The 18,033-nt window shown below is 69.7% G+C and carries 22 protein-coding genes; 13 read left to right on the forward strand and 9 right to left on the reverse strand.

Annotated elements, in window-relative coordinates; all coding sequences use genetic code 11:
- The first annotated feature begins 36 nt into the window (after positions 1-36).
- Positions 37-309 carry an aromatic-ring hydroxylase C-terminal domain-containing protein gene (locus ABD830_RS51295; protein ID WP_345002914.1) on the forward strand — a complete coding sequence of 91 codons (273 nt, stop codon included), beginning with the start codon at positions 37-39 and terminating at the stop codon, positions 307-309.
- Positions 310-381: 72 nt separating this feature from the next.
- Here ABD830_RS51295 and ABD830_RS51300 read toward each other — a convergent pair whose 3' ends face one another.
- A complete protein-coding gene (locus tag ABD830_RS51300) occupies positions 382-660 on the reverse strand; it encodes a putative quinol monooxygenase (RefSeq protein WP_345002915.1) in 279 nt (92 codons plus the stop codon).
- An 81-nt stretch (positions 661-741) separates the two neighbouring features.
- On the opposite strand from ABD830_RS51300, the gene ABD830_RS51305 reads away from it, so the two are divergent.
- On the forward strand, positions 742-1,338 hold the full coding sequence (locus ABD830_RS51305) for a TetR/AcrR family transcriptional regulator (protein WP_345002916.1): 597 nt from the start codon (positions 742-744) through the stop codon (positions 1,336-1,338).
- 100 nt (positions 1,339-1,438) lie between these two features.
- Here the strand turns inward: ABD830_RS51305 and ABD830_RS51310 are convergent, their stop codons facing one another.
- Positions 1,439-1,765 (reverse strand): hypothetical protein, encoded by a 327-nt coding sequence (locus tag ABD830_RS51310; RefSeq protein WP_345002917.1) that lies wholly within the window; start codon positions 1,763-1,765, stop codon positions 1,439-1,441.
- Between the two features lie 133 nt (positions 1,766-1,898).
- The gene (locus ABD830_RS51315) at positions 1,899-2,483 is read right to left on the reverse strand and encodes a TetR/AcrR family transcriptional regulator (RefSeq protein ID WP_345002918.1); all 585 of its coding nucleotides are present in this window, start codon (positions 2,481-2,483) and stop codon (positions 1,899-1,901) included.
- A gap of 60 nt (positions 2,484-2,543) precedes the next feature.
- Between ABD830_RS51315 and ABD830_RS51320 the strand changes: the two genes are divergently transcribed.
- Both ABD830_RS51320 and ABD830_RS51325 read left to right on the forward strand, forming a co-directional pair.
- On the forward strand, positions 2,544-3,689 hold the full coding sequence (locus ABD830_RS51320) for an FAD-dependent monooxygenase (RefSeq protein WP_345002919.1): 1,146 nt from the start codon (positions 2,544-2,546) through the stop codon (positions 3,687-3,689).
- An 80-nt stretch (positions 3,690-3,769) separates the two neighbouring features.
- Positions 3,770-4,498, forward strand: a complete 729-nt coding sequence (locus tag ABD830_RS51325) for a phytanoyl-CoA dioxygenase family protein (RefSeq protein ID WP_345002921.1) — start codon at positions 3,770-3,772, stop codon at positions 4,496-4,498.
- Between the two features lie 59 nt (positions 4,499-4,557).
- Here the strand turns inward: ABD830_RS51325 and ABD830_RS51330 are convergent, their stop codons facing one another.
- The 3 genes from ABD830_RS51330 to recD2 form a co-directional block, all read right to left on the reverse strand.
- Positions 4,558-5,055: a GNAT family N-acetyltransferase gene (locus ABD830_RS51330; RefSeq protein WP_345002922.1), complete on the reverse strand. Its 498-nt coding sequence runs from the start codon at positions 5,053-5,055 to the stop codon at positions 4,558-4,560.
- Complete coding sequence (locus ABD830_RS51335; RefSeq protein ID WP_345002923.1) at positions 5,055-6,263, reverse strand: L,D-transpeptidase; 1,209 nt, start codon at positions 6,261-6,263, stop codon at positions 5,055-5,057. The genes ABD830_RS51330 and ABD830_RS51335 overlap by 1 nt, the downstream gene beginning before the upstream one ends.
- Before the next feature lie 122 nt (positions 6,264-6,385).
- Positions 6,386-8,590 (reverse strand): SF1B family DNA helicase RecD2, encoded by a 2,205-nt coding sequence (recD2, locus tag ABD830_RS51340; protein ID WP_345002924.1) that lies wholly within the window; start codon positions 8,588-8,590, stop codon positions 6,386-6,388.
- Positions 8,591-8,823: 233 nt separating this feature from the next.
- Here recD2 and ABD830_RS51345 point away from each other — a divergent pair, with 233 nt between their 5' ends.
- Positions 8,824-9,315, forward strand: a complete 492-nt coding sequence (locus ABD830_RS51345; RefSeq protein WP_345002925.1) for a hypothetical protein — start codon at positions 8,824-8,826, stop codon at positions 9,313-9,315.
- Between the two features lie 76 nt (positions 9,316-9,391).
- On the opposite strand, the gene ABD830_RS51350 is transcribed toward ABD830_RS51345, so the two are convergent.
- Positions 9,392-10,156, reverse strand: a complete 765-nt coding sequence (locus ABD830_RS51350) for an NAD(P)-binding domain-containing protein (protein ID WP_345002926.1) — start codon at positions 10,154-10,156, stop codon at positions 9,392-9,394.
- A 76-nt stretch (positions 10,157-10,232) separates the two neighbouring features.
- On the reverse strand, positions 10,233-10,676 hold the full coding sequence (locus ABD830_RS51355; protein WP_345002927.1) for a hypothetical protein: 444 nt from the start codon (positions 10,674-10,676) through the stop codon (positions 10,233-10,235).
- A 112-nt stretch (positions 10,677-10,788) separates the two neighbouring features.
- Between ABD830_RS51355 and ABD830_RS51360 the strand changes: the two genes are divergently transcribed.
- Positions 10,789-11,430 carry a TetR/AcrR family transcriptional regulator C-terminal domain-containing protein gene (locus ABD830_RS51360; protein ID WP_345002928.1) on the forward strand — a complete coding sequence of 214 codons (642 nt, stop codon included), beginning with the start codon at positions 10,789-10,791 and terminating at the stop codon, positions 11,428-11,430.
- A gap of 181 nt (positions 11,431-11,611) precedes the next feature.
- On the opposite strand, the gene ABD830_RS51365 is transcribed toward ABD830_RS51360, so the two are convergent.
- Positions 11,612-12,652, reverse strand: a complete 1,041-nt coding sequence (locus tag ABD830_RS51365) for an NAD(P)-dependent alcohol dehydrogenase (protein WP_345002929.1) — start codon at positions 12,650-12,652, stop codon at positions 11,612-11,614.
- A 95-nt stretch (positions 12,653-12,747) separates the two neighbouring features.
- Here ABD830_RS51365 and ABD830_RS51370 point away from each other — a divergent pair, with 95 nt between their 5' ends.
- The 7 genes from ABD830_RS51370 (at position 12,748) to ABD830_RS51400 (ending at position 17,886) form a co-directional block, all read left to right on the forward strand.
- On the forward strand, positions 12,748-13,335 hold the full coding sequence (locus tag ABD830_RS51370; protein WP_345002930.1) for a TetR/AcrR family transcriptional regulator: 588 nt from the start codon (positions 12,748-12,750) through the stop codon (positions 13,333-13,335).
- Between the two features lie 261 nt (positions 13,336-13,596).
- Entirely contained in the window at positions 13,597-14,136 is a 540-nt protein-coding gene (locus tag ABD830_RS51375) for a hypothetical protein (RefSeq protein ID WP_345002931.1), read from the forward strand.
- A gap of 628 nt (positions 14,137-14,764) precedes the next feature.
- The gene (locus ABD830_RS51380) at positions 14,765-15,040 is read left to right on the forward strand and encodes a hypothetical protein (RefSeq protein WP_345002932.1); all 276 of its coding nucleotides are present in this window, start codon (positions 14,765-14,767) and stop codon (positions 15,038-15,040) included.
- A gap of 336 nt (positions 15,041-15,376) precedes the next feature.
- Positions 15,377-15,721 carry a histone-like nucleoid-structuring protein Lsr2 gene (locus ABD830_RS51385; protein WP_345002933.1) on the forward strand — a complete coding sequence of 115 codons (345 nt, stop codon included), beginning with the start codon at positions 15,377-15,379 and terminating at the stop codon, positions 15,719-15,721.
- Between the two features lie 49 nt (positions 15,722-15,770).
- Entirely contained in the window at positions 15,771-16,598 is an 828-nt protein-coding gene (locus ABD830_RS51390; RefSeq protein ID WP_345002935.1) for a MerR family transcriptional regulator, read from the forward strand.
- Entirely contained in the window at positions 16,595-17,113 is a 519-nt protein-coding gene (locus tag ABD830_RS51395) for a hypothetical protein (RefSeq protein WP_345002936.1), read from the forward strand. Before ABD830_RS51390 ends, ABD830_RS51395 begins: the two co-directional genes overlap by 4 nt.
- A gap of 38 nt (positions 17,114-17,151) precedes the next feature.
- Positions 17,152-17,886, forward strand: a complete 735-nt coding sequence (locus ABD830_RS51400; RefSeq protein WP_345002937.1) for a chorismate mutase — start codon at positions 17,152-17,154, stop codon at positions 17,884-17,886.
- Positions 17,887-18,033 lie beyond the last annotated feature (147 nt).

Below are 18,033 nucleotides of genomic sequence, written 5' to 3' on the forward strand. Positions count from 1 at the left end.
TCTGAGGTGGAGTCCGGGTGAGGCCCGCACTGGACGTTGCTGACCTTCGATCGCGGCCGTCCCGCGCCGCACGACGCCATCGTCGAGCCTCTGGCCACTTCTCTGCGTACGGTCCGGGTCACCACCGATGCCGCGGCGGCGGGTCCCTGTACGGTGGTCGACGCCGGCGGCGAGGCGCACGGCGTCTATGGCGTCCAGGAGGACACGGCTGTGCTCGTCCGTCCTGACGGCTACATCGCCGCTCGCGCTCGCCTGTCGGAGCGGGTGGAGGCGGCGGGTTCTGCTTCGGCGGGGGCGGCGTCAGGGTGACGCGGTTCGTGCGGGATGCGGGGGCGGCCGCGGTCGTCTGTGGCTTCGGCCCTGATGGCGTGCTGAAGCGGGTCAGGATGCCATGAGGCGGACGATCTCGCGTGGGCGGGCTTCGCGCTCGTCGTAGGCGAGGTCGAGTCCCGCTGCCTGCACGGTGGCGAGTGATGCGGTGAGGGCGTTCTCGGACTCCCATTGCACGATCGAGATCACGGCGTCGTCGGAGAGCCAGCATTCGGCTGACAGGCATCCCGGTGTGCGCCGGAATTCCTCGGCGACGCGGTGGACGCGTGCGATGAATTCCTCGCGGTGGGCGGCGTGCGGGTAGTGGCTGGCGACCATGCCGATCTTCATGATGATCTCCTCTGCGTTCCACTTCTGTGTTGGTCAACATAGAATATTGTGGCCGACATAGGGGTGAAAACCGGGAGTGGCATGACGACACGGCGAGAGCAGACCAGCGGCGAGAGCCGGGAGCTGATCCTGCAGGCGGCGGCTGGGCTGTTCGCGGAGAAGGGGTATCGGCAGACCACGTTCGCCGACGTGGCCGAGCGGTCCGGGATCAGCAGGGGTTCGATCCCGTGGCACTTCGGCAGCAAGGAGGGTCTGCTGCTGGCCGTGCTGGAACGCTCGCTCGACATGATCCGCACCGGCCTGGCCGAGGATCCGGACGCGGCGCAGGGGGCCGAAGCGGGGTTCGACCGCCTGATGGACAGTGCCCATGCCCTGTTCGCGCTGCCCACCACCAAGCTGTTCGTCACGCTCCTGGTGGAGGCGCTGGAGCCGGGCTCCCCCATCCACGGCCGTTACGTCGAGATCCACGACACCCTGCGTGAACACTGCAGGAGGTGGCTGGAGCGGCTGCCGCTGCCGCCTGGGTTGTCGGCCGAGGCGCTGGCCGTCGCGATCATCGGTGCCGGGATCGGCATCCATCAGCAATGGCTGCTGGCGCCCGGCCGGGTGGACCGCGAGCAGGCGTTGTGGGCGCTGCGCGCGCTGGTGGCGGGAGCGCTGCTGCCGGACAGGGAATGAGCGCCGGCATCTGAGGGCAAACGGCGTCGCCCCTTCAGGAGGCTGCTACCAGATTCGTCGGCAGTGCTCCGGCCTTCAGGCCGGGGGAAGCCGACCAGCGTCAAGGCCATCTGATGCCGGTCGGCAGGAGCACGTCGGGCGGCTGCTTCCGATGTTCGGCAGGCACCGCCTTGGCCGGGTCCGACCGTGGCTTGCCGGCCTTTCTTCTCGCCTGCTGCAGCTGACGGCAGTGCTTTCTGTGCCTCTTCATCGTGCTGCAGGGGCGGGGCCGGGACGGGTGGTCGGCCGCGGTCTGGGCAGCGGAAATGCTCGCCGGTTTGACGGCGGCCGAGGCGGATGTGGCTGTCTCGGCAGTCGCTATCGACCCGCCGGCCAGGCCGACGATGAGTGTCGAGGCAAGCAGGAAAGTGCGTTGCTTGCCATGCATGGACTTTCCTTCCGAAGGAGAGCCCTCCTCGCCGCGAAGGCTCTGGATTGCTCTTTCAGAAAGCCCAGAGTACGCCTGTGAGCTGATCGCCCTGAAGTACTTATGGTCCTTGTTGCCTGGGCCTGGGCAACCTCTACTTTTCCAACGGTGTGGCGCAGCCGTGCACCATGACCTGGGCCACGTGCTGGACGACGTCCCGGGTGACGCTGCCTGGCGGCGCGGTGACCAGGGTGAACAGCGCGCCGCCGTAGAGCGCGATCAGGGCGGGGATCTTCTCGCGCGCGATGGTGAGGCCGAGCTTGTCGTGGTGGGCGGCGGTGATCTGCAAGGACGTGTCCTGCAGGCCGGTCAGCACCGAGGCCAGCGCCGGTCGGCGTGCGGCCTCCAGTTGCAGTTCGAAGATCGCCAGATAGCGGGTGCGCAGGGTGGTCGCCGCTGTGAGCAGTGAGTCCGTCCACAGGTCGGCCAGCGTGGGGGGCTGCTCGATGGCGCGGTCGATGGCGCGGTCGGTGTCGGCGTGGTGCAGCTCGATGATGCGTTCGGCGGCGGCCACCAGCAGGGTTTCTCTGCTGCGGAAGTAGTTGGAGGCCGTTCCCGGCGGAAGGCCGGCTTGTTTCTCCACCGCCCGGTGGGTCAGCCCATGGGCGCCGCAGGAGGCCAGCAGCTCGATGGCGGCGTCGGTCAGGGCTCGGCGACGGGCCGGATTGGTGGGCGGCATGCGGCCATGCTACCAATGATCGTACTAGTACGATCGTAGTGAATGGATTGGGGAGGTCTCGTGAGGATCGTGGTGGTCGGCGCCGGGCTCGGAGGAGTCGCGGCCGCGGTGGGGCTGCACCGTGCGGGCCATGAGGTGACGCTGTTCGAACGAGGCGCCGAGCTCCGGGAGGCGGGCACCGGGATCGCGATCATGCCCAACGGGCAGCGCGCCCTCGACGAGCTGGGGCTGGCCGACGCCGTACGGCGGCACGCCATGCGGTTCGGCCACTGGGGATTGCGGGACCGGCACGGACGGCCGCTGCTGGTCACCGACGCGGTCCGGGCGCAGCAGGAGATCGGGACGGTGGCCATCGTCGAACGGGCACACCTGCACCGGGAGCTACGCGCTCCCCTGCCGGCCGGCGTGGTGCGCACCGCGACCCCGGTCGAGCGTCTGGAGCCCGACCTCACCGGCGTGAACGTGATCAGCGGCGGCGGACCCGTCGCGAGAGCGGAGGCCGTGATCGCGGCCGACGGCATCGGCAGCAAGCTGCGCGCCCAGCTCTTCCCGGGCCACGCCGGGTTGCGCCGGACCGGCCGGATGGACCTGCGCGGCATGCTGACCCGTCCCGCCGGCCTGGCGACGGACCCGCTCGCCGGCCAGCTGGTCGACCGCCGCAACGGGGCGATGTTCGGCCTGTTCCCCGTCGGCGAGCAGCGCCTGTACTGGTTCACCGACTCCGCCCTGCACGGCGCACCGCCCGGTGCGCAGGAGGGGCGCCGGCAGATGCTGTCCCTGATGGCCGACTGGCATCCCGTGGTCACGGCGCTGATCGAGGCCACCCCGGTCGCCGACGTTTACGTCGATGCGATCACCCGCCTGGCCGAGCCCCTGCCGTCGTACGCGGCCGGCAGGATCGCCCTGCTCGGCGACGCCGCGCACGCCATGCCGCCCGACCTCGGCCAGGGCGCCAGCCAGGCCTTCGAGGACGCGGCCGCCCTGACCCGCCACCTGAGCGGCGCCGAGCCGGCCGACGTCGCCGAGCGGCTGCTGCGCTACGACGCCGAGCGCAGGCCCCGCGCCAACCGCCTGATGCGGGCGGCGTCGCGGCAATCGCGGCTGACCTCCCAGACCGGCGCCGCTGCCTGGGTGCGCGACGCGCTGCTGCGCGCCGTGCCGTCCCGGCTGGCCACCTGGCAGCTGGCCGCCCTCTGGCACGCCTGAAGTCCGTAGGTGAGGGGGCGGAAAGGGCGCTGGGAAGCGGGCCGGAAAAACCGGTGGACGGCGCTGCTAGCGTGCCGTTCGTGGATGTCATCGATGTTGAGGCGTTCGTGGCCGACGGGTTCGTCAAGGTCGAGGCGGTGGTGCCGCCCGAGGTGGGCGACGCGGCCAGGGCGCTGCTGTGGGAGCGGATCGGCCTGTCGCCCGACGATCCCTCGGGCTGGACCCAGCCGGTGGTGTGGACGGCCGACCTGACCGGCGAGGGGCCGTTCGGGCAGATCATGAACAGCGGGCGGCTGCGCGCGGCGCTGGACGCCGTGGCGGGCGAGGGCGGGTGGATGCCGCGCGGGAGCTTGGGCAACATTCCCGTCCGGTTCCCGGTTCTGCCCGCGGCCGACGACCGGGGCTGGCACATCGACGGCAGCACCGCCCGCCCCGACGGCACCTACGGGGTGAGCTCGCGGCCGGAGACACTGCTGCTGCTGGTGCTGCTGTCCCATGTGGGGCCGCAGGACGCGCCGACGCGGATCAGGGCCGGCTCGCAGCGCGACATGGTGGCGCTGCTGGACGAACGGGTGCAGGACCCGATGAAGATGGGGCCGGTGTTCGACGAGGCGGGATGGGAGCGGCCGGTGGCGCTGGCGACCGGGGCGCCCGGCGATGTGTACGTGGTGCATCCGTTCACGGTGCACGCGGCGCAGGAGCATCGGGGCAGCCGGCCGCGTTTCATGGCGCAGGCGCCGGTGTTCCTCACCTCGCCGCTGAAGCCGGGCGATGCCACACCGCTGGGCCGGGCCGCCGGCCTGTCCTGACCTGTCCTGGTTTCACAGGCGCTGGTTTTCACAGGCGCTGGTTTTCACAGGCGGCGGTTTCAGAGCCGGCGGTGCAGGAGCATGCCCGGCCACTCCCCCACGGTGAAGGGGGCGCTGCGGGTGAAGCCGCAGCTTTCGTAGTAGGAGACCAGGCGGCCGTCGTCGCCGGCGTAGCAGTCGACGCGCAGCAGGCCGACGCCGCGCCGGCCGGCTTCGGCCGCGGCCCAGTCCAGCAGGGTGTGGCCGACGCCGTGGCCGGCGTGGCGGCGGTCGGTGACCAGTGCCTGCACGTACAGTTCGGGCTCGGTGGCCGGGGTGACGTAGTCGTGGGCGGCGCCGACGACGATGCAGCCGGCCGGCTGGTCGTCGAGCTCGGCGATGCGCATGCCGCCGAGCTCGAGCCAGTCGGTGATCTGGCGGGTGCGCCGCTCGTTGCCGGTGAAGGGGCTGCTGCCCCATTGGCCGGTGCGTCCCTGGGAGGTCAGCCAGGCGACGGCGCTGTCGAACATGCCCAAGACGATGGGGACGTCACCGTCGCGGCCTTCGCGGATGCGCATCACGCTTTGGTGTTCTTCAGGGCGCTGCCCTTCTTCCACTGGGAGAACGGCATCTGCCAGAAGCCCCAGCCGTTGTTCCACTCCAGTTCGCGGGTGGTGCCGGTGATGTCGACGACGTCGCCGCGCTGGAAGTGGTCGTAGAACCAGCGGGCCTGGTCGGGGCGGGCGTTGACGCAGCCGTGGCTGACGTTGCGCACGCCTTGGGCCCACACGTTGTCCTTGGCGTGGACGTACTCGCCGGAGTTGGAGATGCGCACCGCGTGGTTGATCATGACGTCGTAGTAGCCGGGGTCGCCCTTCTTGCGGCCGGGCGAGATCATGCGCACGGGGTTGCCGCGTTCCATGGTCAGGTGGACGCCGGAGGTGGTGGTGTATTCGCGGGTGGTCGCCATGCCCGCACTGATGCGCATGGTCAGTACGCGTTTGCCGTCTCGGTAGACGTACATCATGTGCTTCTTGGTGTCGACCTTGCTGATCTGCTTGGCGCCGATCTTGAGGGTGGCGGAGTAGTCCTTGACCCCGTACAGGCCCTTGCCGCCCTTGATGCCCTTGATGCGGGCGTTGAGCTTGACCTTCTGGTGGGCCGGCCAGTACTTGGCGGTGCGGTAGATGGCGACGGTGTCGTTGATCCAGCGCCAGGCGCCCGTGACCGGCTTCTCCGCCTCGACCTCCAGGGCGCGCTCGATGGTGGCCTTGCTGGAGACGGGCTGGTTGAAGGTGACGATGATGGGCGCGCCGACGCCGATCGTCTCACCCTTGGCGTTGGGGGTGACGTCGGCGATCTGCAGCTCACGTTCGGGCTTGACCGTGGTGAACGTGCTGGAGGCGGTGGTGGCGCCGGCCTTGGCCGAGACGGTGTAGCCGGTGGAGGGCTTCAGCGCCGTCTTGGAGACCCACTTGGTCTTGTCGGTGTTGAAGGCGCCCTCGACCTCCTCGCCGTCGGCCTCGACGGTCACGCTCTCCAGAGCGCCGCCGTCGGCGGTGACCACGACCTTCTTCTCAGGACTGACTTTGGAACTGCCCTCCGCGGGGCTGATCTTGACGGTCGGCGCCTGAGGGGTGGCGGACGTGGTGCCCTCGGGCGAGCCCCCTCCCCCTTGGGCGGCGCTGCCGCCGCCGCCGGATGAGCATGAAGCCGTCAACGTGGCCGCCGTGAGCAGCGCGACTGCGGTGGCGGGCTTCCTCCAAGCGGGCCTGACGTTCAACACTGTCCTTTCCCCCATAACACCAAACGCACCCCAAAAACCTTAATGCTCCTACCTGTAAGACGACGAAATAATTGGGGAAGTTCGGTCACATTTCAATCACTTGTGACTGAAAGAGGTTCTGGTCAGAGGCGGTGGGTCAGGCCCGTGTGCCGCCGCCCGGCCCCCTTGGTCCGTACGGCCTGCGCCAGGGCCCGGCGCGAGCCGACGATGACGACCAGCTTCTTGGCCCGGGTGATGGCGGTGTAGAGCAGGTTGCGCTGCAGCATCATCCAGGCGCTGGTGGCCAGCGGGACGACCACGGCCGGGTACTCGCTGCCCTGGGAGCGGTGGATGGAGACGGCGTAGGCGTGGGCGAGCTCGTCGAGTTCGTCGAAGGCGTAGTCGACCGTCTCGTCCTCGTCGGTGACGACGCTCAGCTTGTGCTCGTCAGGCCGGATGTCGGTGACAATGCCGACGGTGCCGTTGAACACCCCGGCGGCGCCCTTGTCGTAGTTGTTGCGCAGTTGGGTGACCTTGTCGCCGACGCGGAAGACGCGGCCCCCGTACCGGCGCTCCGGCATGCCCTCGCGGGCCGGGGTGAGGGCCTCCTGCAGGGCGATGTTGAGGGCGCCGGCGCCGGCGGCGCCGCGGTGCATGGGCGCCAGGACCTGCACGTCGCGGCGCGCGTCGAGGCCGAAGCGGCGGGGGATGCGGCGGGCGACGACGTCGACGGTCAGGGCGGCGATCTCCTCCGGCTCCTCGCACGGGAACAGGAAGAAGTCGTTCATGCCCTGCAGGATCGGGTGGTGGCCGGTGTTGACGCGGTGGGCGTTGACGACGACGCCGGACTCCTGGGCCTGGCGGAAGATCTGCGTCAGCCGTACGCGCGGGATGTCCTCGGCGGCCAGCAGGTCTTTGAGCACCTCCCCCGCCCCGACCGAGGGCAGCTGGTCGACGTCGCCGACGAACAGCAGGTGCGCGCCCGGCGCGACGGCCTTGACGAGCTTGTTGGCCAGCAGCAGGTCGAGCATGGAGGCCTCGTCGACGACGACGAGGTCGGCCTCCAGGGGGTTGTCGCGGTCGAAGGTGGCCTCGCCGCCGGGCCGCAGCTGCAGCAGCCGGTGCACGGTGGTGGCCTCGTGGCCGGTCAGCTCGGACAGGCGTTTGGCGGCGCGGCCGGTGGGGGCGGCCAGGATGACCTTGGCGCGTTTGGCGCGGGCCAGCAGCACGATGGAGCGTACGGTGAAGCTCTTGCCGCAGCCCGGCCCGCCGGTCAGCACGGCCACCTTCTCCGTCAGCGCCAGGCGGACGGCCTGGCGCTGCTCGGCGGCCAGTTCGGCGCCGGTCTTGCCGTGCAGCCAGCTCTCGGCCCGCTCCCAGTCGACGTCGGCGAAGGCTTTGAGCCGGTCGTGGCCCGAGCGCAGCAGCGACAGCAGGCCGGAGGCGAGGGAGAGCTCGGCGCGGTGGAAGGGCGGCAGGTAGACGGCCGGCACGACGTTCTCGCCTGCCGGGACGGGCTCGCGTACGACGCCCTCGGCGGCGACGAGCTCCTCCAGGCAGGTGGTGACCAGCTCGGCGGGCACCTCGAGGATCTTGACGGCGTCGGCGACGAGGTTGGGGGCGGGCAGGTAGCAGTGGCCGTCGTCGGCGGCCTGCGACAGCGTGTAGCGCAGGCCCGCCTTGACGCGTTCGGGGCTGTCGTGCGGGATGCCGACGGCCTGGGCGATGGTGTCGGCCGTCTTGAATCCGATCCCCCACACGTCGTCGGCCAGCTGGTACGGCCGGGTCTTCACCACCGAGACCGACGATTCGCCGTACTGCTTGAAGATGCGCACCGCGATCGAGGTGGACACCCCGACACCCTGCAGGAAGATCATCACCTCTTTGATGATCTTCTGTTCCTCCCAGGCGGCGGCGATCATCTTCGTCCGCTTGGGACCCAGGCCCGGCACCTCGACCAGGCGCTGCGGCTCCTGCTCGATGACCTCGAGGGTGTCGGTGCCGAAGTGGTCGACGATCCGCTCGGCCATCTTGGGGCCGATGCCCTTGATCAGCCCGGAGCCGAGGTAGCGGCGGATGCCCTGCACGGTGGCCGGCAGGACGGTGGTGTAGGACCACACCTCGAACTGGCGGCCGTAGCGGGGATGGGAGCTCCAGCGGCCGAGCAGCCGCAGCGACTCGCCGACCTGCGCGCCCAGCAGCGGGCCGACGACGGTCAGCAGGTCGGGGCCGGAACGCTCGGTGGCCACGCGGGCGATGGTGTAGCCGGTCTCCTCGTTGGCGTAGGTGATGCGTTCAAGTACGGCCGAAAGCTCGGTGCCGGGGGCCTTGGCCGCACTGTCGCTCACCGTTCACCTCTCCCGATGGACCGCTTCCCGGGTCAGAGTAGAGGAATCGCCGCTCATGGGCGCCTCGCGGGAGGCGCCGGGCTTGATCGTTACGAGGCGCCGTGATCGTCGGGCACGGTAGGCATGCGGGCCATCCTGGCTTGCCGGGCTCGAGTGCGACAACCGATCGGCCATATTGACGGGATTGATCGTGACTTTAAAACTTTTAGCGGTGCTTCGCAGTCAAAGCAGACATGATGAAGACGATGATCGGGGCCTCGCTCCTCGCCGGCTCCCTGCTTGTTTCCGGCTCCACCGCGGCGCTCGCCCAGACGAAGCCGACGCTTGGCCCCTACGGTTACGGTGCGGTCAAGCTCGGCATGACGGTCAAGCAGGCCAAGGCGACGGGCGGCGTGGTCGAGAAGATGCCGGGCGGCGGCGGCTGCTCCGGCTGGGACCTGAAGAAGTTCCCCACTCCGAAGGACGCGGTCGGCATCTACATCTCGCCGCGCGTGGGGCTGGCCGCCATTTTCGCCGCGAAGGGCATGACGACCCCGGAAGGTATCAAGATCGGCTCCACCGCCAAGCAGGTGAAGGCGGCCTACCCACGCGTCAAGAAGGACTTCCACGGCTTCTACGTGACCACGGTCCCCGGCAACAAGAAGGCCTACTACAGCTTCGGCGTCACGCACGGCAAGGTCACCGAGTACGGCATCGCGCTCAGCAAGCAGGACTGCTTCAACTAGGGCACGCCCGGCATGGCGGCTCCGCGTGGGGCCGCCATGCCGGACATCGTCAACCGGCCGGTCCCGCTCGCCGGGGTTACGTCAGATCGGCCAGGAGGTCATCGAGAGCCTTGCCGAGGGCTTCGGAGTTGGCAGCGGTGAACCATGTGGTGCGGATGCGTTCGTTGTTCCCGTTCGGGGTCTCGTGGTCGGCCGCGAGCCGGTGCAGTGAGCGCGTCTCGTCGCCCAGAGCACGGCCGACGCCCTGGAAGAGGCTGCGAACGTAGCGGTCCGCCTCGTCGGAGGCGATGCCGTGACCGATGGCCCACGACGTGAGCGTGGCGAGGTACCGGTAGTGGGTGGTCAGCGTCCCCGTCAGCGCGGAGAACACGTTGAAGGCCGCCTCGTCCGCGACCGGGTGCGACCCGCCCAGGCGCTCGAACAGAGCGTCCACGACCGGGTGCGACGGGTACGTCACCGTGACCGAGCGGCGTTCCCGTACGGCGGGCAGGGGGATGGCCCGCACCAGCGGAGCATCCGTGGCGAGCGTGCGGCGCAGGTCGTCGTCGCCGACCCCGGACATCACGTTCACCACGACCCTGTCGCCGTCCACCCTCAGCCCGGCCAGCGCCTCGTGCCGGTCCAGGCGGCGGACGGCGATGATCACCACCTCGGAGCGGTCCACCACCTCCTGGTTGTCGGCGCATACCTGCACGCCCTCGAAGCGCTCGGACAGCTCCGCGGCGGTGCGGGCTCCCCGCGGGGAGAGGAAAACCGCCGGCGACGGATCAGCCCCGTCACACAGGCCCGTCACGATGGCCCGGCCGATCTCGCCCACCCCGATGATGCCGATTCGCTGCACTGTGTCTGCTCCTTGTCGTGCGTGGTGGCCCTGACCCATGGCGGCGTGGCCCGGCGACAGGCGACATGCCCGGCGCTCACCCCGGCCTTCTCCACAACAGCACGACCGCTGCGAGCCCGGCGGCGCACGGAAGGACCTGGAGCCAGCCCAGCAGCGGCGCAAGACCGACCTCGCCATTGGTGTCCCGGACGGTCAGAGCAGCGAACGCGACACAGATCGCGATCGCCAGGAGGCCGCCTGCCGGCCAGCGGGCCGAGCCCTTGCCCCTGCGGACCACCCAGGCGGTGCCGAGCCAGCCGAACAGTCCCAGCGTCCCCACCACGGACAGGATCACCGTATACGCGGTGACGGCGCTGTCGATCTCTCCCGGCCCGTAGGCCGGGTAACCCGCCCGGACGTGATCGGCCAGGCCCGCCCGGTCGGCCAACGCCACGAGGGTGGCCGCCACCGTGAGCCCGGCGCCGGCGTACAGCGTTGCGAGAGCTCCGTGCTTCCCCGGTGTCGTTGCCGGCGTGGTCATGGCGTGAGTCCTTCCCTAAGCGCGGATCGGCCGCTCCGATTCTTACAGCGTATGTTTACCATGCCTCCACTATACTTACGACGTAAGAATCATTGGCGGGAGAAAGGCCACCATGTCCCCGAACCGCACCCGCGGCCAGAACGCCGGGCTGACCCGCCAGGCCATCCTCCAGGCGGCCCTGACGCTGGCCGACCGCGACGGGCTGAAGGCGTTGTCGATGCGCCGCATCGGCCAGGAGCTCGGGGTCGAGGCCATGTCCCTCTACCAGCACGTCGCCGGCAAGGACGCCTTGCTGGACGGGCTGGTGGAGCAGATCTTCGCGCAGGCCGCGCCACCGCTCGCCGAGGCGGCCTCATGGCAGGAGGGCCTGCGCGAGTACGCCCGCACGCTGCTGCGCGTCCTGCTCGCGCACCCGAACGTCATCCCCCTGGTGGTGAGCCGTCCCGCGATCACGCCGCAGAACCACCGCCTCATGGAGAACGCCCTCCACACGCTGCGGGCTGCGGGACTGCCGCCGGAGCGGGCGTTGGACATGCTGTACGCCGTGACCGGGTTCGTCGTCGGCCACGTCGCCATCCTGGCCGGCGGGCGTGACGGGCACCTGCCGGCCACAGGGATGCAGGCGATACCGGAGCAGGACCTGCGGCAGACCCCGCTCCTGGCCCAGGCCACCCGATCCCGGCGTTCTTCCGGGTCCGACCCCCGCTTCGACTTCGCCCTCGAGGCCATGCTGCGCGGCTTCGACACACTCTGACCGCGCCCGGTACGGCGATCCGGCCGCGACGCCACATCGCGGGCACAGGCGGCGTTCGACCTCATCGGCGTCACGAGTGACATCGTCGCCAGCGGGATCGGCGGCGTCTGTGACAGGACGGGGCGCCGGGGATGGCGCATTGACGGCTGGGCCCCACGCCAAGGCCCGGACAGTCGTCTCTTCAGTCCAGGTCGGACATGTCGAGCACGAAGCGGTAGTGGACGTCGTTTCGCCGGAGGCGGTCGAGCGCCGTGTCCACCTGTGACGAGGGGAGAACTTCGACGTCGGCGGCGATGCCGTTGTCGGCGCAGAACTGGAGCATCTCGGCTGTCGCGGGGCGGCCTCCGCTGCCCCCGGAACTGAGCTGTTTGCGGCCCACGAGCAGGTCCATGGCCTCGACGGTGACCGGGCCCAGATATCCGAGGAGGCTGAGGGTGCCGTCCATCGCCACCAACTTCAGGTACGGGGCGAGGTCGTGGGGCGCGGAGATGGTGTCGATGACGACGTCGAAGGTGTCGCGTGCCGCGGCCATCCGCTGGGTGTCCGTGGAGGCGATGAGGTCGTGAGCGCCGAGTCGGTGGGCGTCTTCGCGCTTGTCCTGCGTGCGGCTGATGACGGTCGTGGTGGCGCCGAGCGCCACGGCCATCTTGACCGCAAGGTGACCCAGGCCGCCGAGCCCGGCCACGGCGACACGGCTGCCGGAGCCCACGCCGAGGGAGCGTAGGGGTTCCCAGACGGTGACGCCGGCGCACAGCAGCGGGGCGGCTGCGGCCGGGTCGAGGCCGGAGGGAAGCGGGTAGGCGAATGTGTCGCGCACGACGTACTCGCGGGAGTAGCCGCCCAGGGTGGTCGACCCGTCCAGCCGATCGGTGCCGCCGTAGGTCAGGGTCGGGAAGGAGCGGCAGAAATTCTCCTGTCCGGCTTCGCACATGGCGCACACGCCGCAGGAGTCGACGATGTTGCCCACCGCGACGCGGTCACCGACCGAGAAGGCGGTCACCTCGGGGCCGGTCTCGGTCACCACGCCGGTGAGTTCGTGACCGGGGACCAGGGGTGCTTTCGCGTGCTGGTCGTAGTCGTGCAGGGCGTGCAGATCGGTGTGGCACACGCCGCAGTAGTCGACCTGCACCGCGATGTCATCTGGGCGCAGGTCACGGCGCTTCAGCGATGTGCGCCGCAGCGTCATCGGGCCGGTCGCCTGCCATCCGGTGGTGGTGCGCACAGGTGAACTCCTTAAACAAACTGTTCGGTCTATTTCAGGGTAAGCGCGACCACACACCAAAACAAACAAACCATTCTGTTTGGTAGGCTGATCCCATGCCGGAACCGCCCCAGACCTCGCGAGGTGCCGCGACCTACCAGCGCATCCTGGACGCCGCCACCGAGGAGTTCGCTCAGCACGGCATCGCCGGGGCGCGCATCGAACGCATCGTGACGGCAGCGCGCACCAACAAGGCGCAGCTCTACGCCTACTTCGGTGACAAGGAACGGCTCTTCGACGCGATCTTCCTCGGCTCGCTGGAGCGCATCACCAACGTCGTCCCCATCGACGCCGACGACCTCGCGGACTGGGCCGTGCGCCTCTACGACGAATACCTGCGCCGCCCCGACCTCATCCGGCTGGCGACCTGGACCCGGCTGGAGCGCCGGCCTGCCGGGCACCTCGTCGAGACCCACCAGCACTACGACGACCGCAAGCTCGCGGCCATCGCCGAGGCCCAGGCCGCCGGGCGGGTCCGCGCAGGTGACCCGTTCGACATCATGGCCATGGTCATCGCCATGTCCATGGCGTGGTCACCGGTCAGCAACGTATACGCGGCCAGTAGCCAAGAGCCCGATGACGTACATGACCAGCGCCGCGCTCTGCTCCGCGACTGCGTCCGAAGGGCCACCGCGACCGGCTGAGGCGACCTTGCCCGGCAGGGCGAGGGTGACCGGCAGGGCCGCATGGCCTTGAACCGGGGTGTCACCTTGAGGAATTCGCCCGCCAAGCCATAGCCAAGTCGTTTTCAGGTCCTCGGAGTTCCGCTTCAGAGCGGTACAAGTCGCCTTCCTTACTGTCGTGCAGGCACTGAGAACAGCGCTTCCACCGGGAGCCGGTCTCAGAACCGGTCCTTCACAGGGCCGAACACGCTGCGATGACACTCGAGAGGAAAGGACGATCAGATGGCCTTCAGCTTCGGCCGCGGTCCGGCGGCGGCGGCGATGACCGTGGCATTGGCATTGGTCTGTACGCCCACCGCTGCCAGGGCCGACGGGCCGGCGATCTCGGTGGAGGTGACTCCCACCGGTTCGGCGCGCTACTACGAGCCCTGCAGCGGCACGGAAGTCTGGGGAGTGGCCGCCGGCAGGGAGAGCCCCGACTTCGACAAGGGCAATTATCAGGTGTGCAACTATCCCAGCAGCGAGGTGGCGTTCAACCCGTGGGCGAATGGGCTGGGCACCGAGTACAACTCCATGGCGAGGGACCACATCATCGAGCAGTCCCATGGGGAGTGGTTTCCGCACAACATGCAGTCCAAATGCACGTACTGGATGCCCACGGGCCCGAACCGTTCGGCGCTGATCTCCGAGATCGTGCAGACGTACCAGGTCAAGCTGATCTACAAGTACCCCGACGGAAGCACCAAGATCGCCGACACCACTCAGGGGACGTATTCCGGCAACAAGAGCGTCACGTGGAACCCCGGCTGCTGGACAAGATGACGGCCGAGTCATGACAACCGGGCGATTGTCGACATATCCAACGAAGAGGCGGACCAGGCCCTGGAGAATGCGGGTATCGCTGACTACCGTTCCTTCAGCTCCAGGCCCGTCGCGCAAAGGTCCGGAGCCGGCCATGCCGACAGCAGCACGAAATGACGCTCGGAAGGACAGAAGTCGAAGGGCCTCCGCAAGGCGTCCGACATATCGCGCCAAGCCGGCGGCCACAGCAGCACGGCGGCATTTTCGCAGGCGCGTTTGTGCTCGATGTTGATGCCGTTCCCCGAGGGTGAGGGGCAGGGGCAGACGTAGGGCGCGAGCCGTGAACGAGATACGGCTCGCGCCACAGGTGATCGCGGCGCAATCAGATCACCGTACGGGACCTGCTCAGGCAGACCAGCGGCCTGCCCCGACTTCTACGACGCGCTCGACCTGAAGACCTCCGCCGACTGCCAGCGGCACCGTCTCGAGCGCCTTACCGACGACCGCAAGCCGGCTCTGGCCTCCAGGCTCGAGGCCACCCCGCCCGGCGGGCCGCAGGCGTCGTACTCCAACACCAACCACGTCGTCCCAGGCCAAGGTCCCGCTCGCCGGCGACCCCCTGCCGTGGGTCACGGACTTCGGCCTGGGCGTGCACCGCCACGACCTCGGCTGCGGCCCGGTGTACGACCACATCGGCGGCATGCGCGGCTGCACCGACATCGTCGTCAGCACCCCGGACGGCCGCCGCCAGGCCGCCGTCGCGATCGCCCTCAACCCCGACCCCGCCACCGTCATCCCGGCCTCGCTCAAGGCGATGACCACCGCCGTCTGCTCATGGCCGCAGGCGGCCGGGACACCACTTCGTGACGGGAAAGGCATAACCGCCTTCGACGCCCGCCCCGGCAGGAATGCGATGAGTTCATAACGAGGTGGCGCCGTCCTTCCGGCGGGACGCGTGGATTCATCACCCGATTTGCCGCCGGCTCATCGGCGTGTCGGGTGAATTCGGCGGGGTGCGCGTATTCAACCAGCGGATTATCTCCTCCGGCCGTGAAATGCGGCCCGCCGGAGCGGCCGCCGCGGCCCGGTGATCGCCGTACCGCTCAGAACGGCGTACGAAGCCGATCACGGCAGCGCTTTTCCGCCAACGCTTTGCCCTGCAAGCCGTAAAGAGAGGGATACGAACCACCTGAAGACCGGTTTCCGCAAAATGCGAAGCGTAAATTGGAGCATGTGGCACCGGTCATATGGGAGCGTCGGCATGGCTAAGCAGATTCAAGAGATCTTCATCGACGACCTCGACGGCAGCGAGGCGTCGGGCACCACGAAGTTCGCACTCGACGGGACCAACTACGAGATCGACCTGTCGGGCAAGAACCGGGAGAAACTTGAGAAGGCACTTGCTCCCTTCATCAACGCGGCACGCCCCGTTCGCGCCGAGCGTGCCCGCGGCCGGCGCGGAGCCGGTGGCGGCACCCGCGTGATGAGCCGTGAAAGGTCTGCCGAGATCCGGCAGTGGGCCAAGACCCACGGCCTGCCTGTCAGCGAGCGCGGCCGCATCGCCTCCTCCGTGGTGGAGAAGTACGAGGCCGCTCACCGCAAGTGAGCGCGACGCGATGGACTCTCCCCCTGTGGGAGAGACCATGCTGGGGTGCGTGGACGGAGATCTGCTGCCCATCGGGCAGTTCGCCAGGTTGAGCCGGTTGAGCGTCAAGCAGCTGCGGCACTACGACGAGCTGGGACTGCTGGTGCCGGCGCACGTGGACGCCGACTCCGGCTACCGCTACTACCGGCGCGCGCAGGCCAGGCAGGCGCTGTCGATCGGGTTGCTGCGCTCGCTGGACGTGCCGCTGCCGGTCATCGCCGAGGTGCTGTCCGGTGCGACGGACGCCCTGGGCGGGGTGCGCGAGACGCTCGAGGCCGAGCTGGCGCGGCGACGGCGGACGCTGGCGGCGCTCGAGCGCGTGATGGCCGACGGGCTGCCGGCACCGGCCGTACGCGTGAGCACCGAACCGGCCAGGCCGGTGGCGATGGCCCGCGAAAGCGCGGCCGGGGCTGCCGACGTGGCCCGCGCCACCTCGGCCGCGATCGCCCGCCTGATGCGCGCCCTGTCGTTCACGGGGCCGCTCACGGGGCCACTCACGGGGCCGCCGCAGCTGATCGGGCTGTTCCCGATCGAGCTGGACGACTCCTCCTTCGAGGTACGCGCCGCACTCGTCCTCGACCACGTCAGCGCCGCCGAACCGTGGCAGCAGGCCGGCCTCAGCGTCGAGGTGCTGCCCGGCGGGACGTTCGCCGGCGCCACCCACGTCGGCCCCTACGACCAGATCTCGCTCACCGCCCACGCCGTGCTGGCCTGGTGCGCCGAACGAGGACACCCGCTACGCGGCCCCATCCGCGAGGTGTACGTCTCCGACCCGGCCACCACCGAGCCCGACCGGCTCGTCACCCACCTGATGATCCCCCTGGAGGAACGACCATGACCCCGACGATCGCCACCCACGGCCCCGTCACCTGCCTGAGCGTGACCGGCATGGGAGAGCCCGGCGGCAGCGAGCACACCACGGCCATCGGCGCCCTGTACACCGTGGCCGCCGCTCTGGGCGCGAGCACCGGCCCGCTGGAGGGCCAGTGGTGGGTGGAGGACGAGCGGCACGGGCTGCAGGTGCCGCGCGAGCAGTGGCGCTGGCACCTGCTGCTGCCGCTCCCGGACGCGCCGCAGCGGGAGGGCGCGCTGGAGCGGGCGCGCGAGCGCAGCCGCGCCGCGAACGCGGCCGTGGACCGGGTACGCCTGGCCACCGTCACCGAAGGCCAGTGCGTGGAACTGCTGCACGAGGGCCCGTTCAGCGAGGAACACCTGTCACTGAAGGTCATGGAGGACTTCATGACCGAGCACGGGCTCATCGCCAACGGCCTGCACCACGAGATCTACCTGAGCGCCCTGGACGACCCGGCCCCGCGTACGCTGCTGCGCCAGCCGGTGCGGCCCGCTGAGTGAGGAAACACGACGACCAACTCCGCCCGGGAGCAAGCCGCATGCCACACCGCGCACCCGCCGTACGCCACCAGGCCGCGCTCATCACCGCCGTCCTGCTGGCCCTCTCCCCCGCACCCGGCCGCCCGAAAGCCCCGGATGAGCTGACCGAGCTGGTGGAGCTGACCGTGCGGCGCATCCTGCTGGCCGACGAGGTGGCGGCGGCGAAGTTCGCCGACGCGAGCCCCATCACCGATCCGGCACGCGAACGGCAGCTGCTCGACGCCGTCGCCACCCAGTCGGCGCAGGCCGGCCTGGCACCGGAGACCGGCGTCAGATTCTTCCGCGCTCAGATCGAGGCGTCCAAGCTCGTGCAGCGAGGGCTGCACGAGCGCTGGCGGGCCCATCCGGCGCTGCGCCCCCGCCGCTGGCCCGACCTGGCCACCGAGATACGCCCACGCCTCGACCGGCTCACACCCCGGATGCTGCGCCTGCTCAAGCAGACCACGCCCGTCCGCATGACCCCCGGCCGATGCCAGGCACAGCTGAGAGCGGCGCGTGCGACCGTGCAGAGCCGGGCCCGCCTGGACCGGCTGCACCGCGACGCGCTGAGCCTGGCACTGCCGCCGATATGCGCCTCCGACAGCGTCAAGACCGGCGACGGTCTAAACGTCCGGAACACCGGCGTGCTCCTCGCGCGACAGCCGCAGATAGGCGCGGTCGTCGAAGCTCCGGGCATCGGGGGCCATCCCCTTGGTGGCGGCATGGTCCATGATGCGCAGCCGGTCCGCCTGTAACGACGCCCGAAGCTCCGCTTCGGCCGTCACCAGGTTCTGTGCCGGGCTGAGGTAACCGTCCGACGCCAGCACCACCTCCCACGCGTCCTGCGGCAGCGCGAACGTCTCGACGAACCGCTCCGGGACCGGCCGCCCGTCCAGCACGCC

Origin of the sequence: Nonomuraea helvata (assembly GCF_039535785.1) — a bacterium.
GTDB lineage: Bacteria > Actinomycetota > Actinomycetes > Streptosporangiales > Streptosporangiaceae > Nonomuraea > Nonomuraea helvata.

Bases quoted from the DNA above. Each gene is read 5' to 3' on its own strand.
- ABD830_RS51300 (WP_345002915.1), bottom strand. From the start codon at position 660: ATGAAGATCGGCATGGTCGCCAGCCACTACCCGCACGCCGCCCACCGC.
- ABD830_RS51305 (WP_345002916.1), top strand. From the start codon at position 742: ATGACGACACGGCGAGAGCAGACCAGCGGCGAGAGCCGGGAGCTGATC.
- ABD830_RS51310 (WP_345002917.1), bottom strand. From the start codon at position 1,765: ATGCATGGCAAGCAACGCACTTTCCTGCTTGCCTCGACACTCATCGTC.
- ABD830_RS51315 (WP_345002918.1), bottom strand. From the start codon at position 2,483: ATGCCGCCCACCAATCCGGCCCGTCGCCGAGCCCTGACCGACGCCGCC.
- ABD830_RS51330 (WP_345002922.1), bottom strand. From the start codon at position 5,055: ATGCGCATCCGCGAAGGCCGCGACGGTGACGTCCCCATCGTCTTGGGC.
- ABD830_RS51345 (WP_345002925.1), top strand. From the start codon at position 8,824: ATGATGAAGACGATGATCGGGGCCTCGCTCCTCGCCGGCTCCCTGCTT.
- ABD830_RS51355 (WP_345002927.1), bottom strand. From the start codon at position 10,676: ATGACCACGCCGGCAACGACACCGGGGAAGCACGGAGCTCTCGCAACG.
- ABD830_RS51360 (WP_345002928.1), top strand. From the start codon at position 10,789: ATGTCCCCGAACCGCACCCGCGGCCAGAACGCCGGGCTGACCCGCCAG.
- ABD830_RS51370 (WP_345002930.1), top strand. From the start codon at position 12,748: ATGCCGGAACCGCCCCAGACCTCGCGAGGTGCCGCGACCTACCAGCGC.
- ABD830_RS51375 (WP_345002931.1), top strand. From the start codon at position 13,597: ATGGCCTTCAGCTTCGGCCGCGGTCCGGCGGCGGCGGCGATGACCGTG.
- ABD830_RS51385 (WP_345002933.1), top strand. From the start codon at position 15,377: ATGGCTAAGCAGATTCAAGAGATCTTCATCGACGACCTCGACGGCAGC.
- ABD830_RS51395 (WP_345002936.1), top strand. From the start codon at position 16,595: ATGACCCCGACGATCGCCACCCACGGCCCCGTCACCTGCCTGAGCGTG.
- ABD830_RS51400 (WP_345002937.1), top strand. From the start codon at position 17,152: ATGCCACACCGCGCACCCGCCGTACGCCACCAGGCCGCGCTCATCACC.